Source organism: Vibrio sp. YT-15 (assembly GCF_033337445.1).
Taxonomy (GTDB): Bacteria; Pseudomonadota; Gammaproteobacteria; order Enterobacterales; family Vibrionaceae; genus Vibrio; species Vibrio alginolyticus.
Genome location: NZ_JAWOQR010000167.1, coordinates 1 through 1,057, shown reverse-complemented (window position 1 = coordinate 1,057; position 1,057 = coordinate 1). Strand labels below are relative to the sequence as shown.

Here is a 1,057-nt window from a genome sequence, read left to right as displayed (position 1 = left end):
AGTGCCATCGATAAGCGTGCCGTGGTAGTGCACTTTCACTTTACTTGTTGCGGTTGGGTGAACGTCACCTGTACCTTTTTCTAGTACTAGGTATTGAAGTCCGCTCTCTGTGGTGATCACGCCTTCTTTTTTCGCATTTTCTAGTAGGAAAGCTTGGCCTTGTGCAAAGTTCTCATCTGCCACTTTGTGGTTTGTCCAAGTGCGGTAAATGAAAAATGCAGCTAAAACAAAAATAATGATAGGAAACAAAAATTTAGACACGTTGACTCCTTGTCTATTTAGGTTGCTTAAGCAAATAGTTAATAGTTTCTGCCATTGCCTCAACGCTGTCATGGCCGCCAGTAATCACTTGGTACTTACCGTTTACGATAAACGCTGGCACAGAATTGATTTGGCCACGAGTAGTGATGGATTCAGCTTTAGTGATGTATTCAAACAGTTTTTCCTGTTGAGCTTCATCAAGATGGTATGGGCTGATCAAGTTACGAGATTCAAAAGCTTTCTCTACCGCTTGTTGACGCTCTTCTGCTGTTGCATCTGCGCCCATTTGAACCGCTGCAAATAAATCAGCCATGAATGCTTTATCTGGTGTTGCGTCGAGCTGCATAACAGCAGTGTAGAAGATAATTGCGCTGATCTGAGCACTTTCATTGAAAGTCACGTGCATCTTTTCAACTTTTTGCTCTGTTAGCGATTCAATTTGAGGGACAAACTCTTCCATTGAACGACAATGGCCGCAAGTTAGGGCAAAAGCTTCGGTTAGTGGCGCCAGATTGTATTCTTGAAGAGAAACAGGCAACACTTCGTATTGCTTACCTTGTTGTGGCTGACTATTGCCGCTGTCACATGCTGACAGAGCCGCAATAGCGGCAAATAAAGCGACGCCTTTTGAGATAGTTTTAAACATAACAACGCTCTGAATGAGAAATTTACGGTAGTTTATCGGTTAACGATAGTGACTAAAACCATTAAATAACAATAAAGTGAGACGATTAGTAACAGATTGGTGTGGATATAACCGAATAGTGACATGGTGTTAGCAAATTGGATGTTTACT

The 1,057-nt window shown here is 41.9% G+C and carries 2 protein-coding genes; both read right to left on the bottom strand.

All coding sequences use genetic code 11. From position 1 onward, the window contains the following. A partial coding sequence (locus R7D93_RS26050; protein ID WP_318129651.1) for an FKBP-type peptidyl-prolyl cis-trans isomerase N-terminal domain-containing protein occupies positions 1-261 on the bottom strand: 261 nt, incomplete at its 3' end. 13 nt (positions 262-274) lie between these two features. Beyond that, entirely contained in the window at positions 275-907 is a 633-nt protein-coding gene (locus tag R7D93_RS26045) for a thiol:disulfide interchange protein DsbA/DsbL (protein WP_005482658.1), read from the bottom strand. Between the last annotated feature and the right edge of the window lie 150 nt (positions 908-1,057).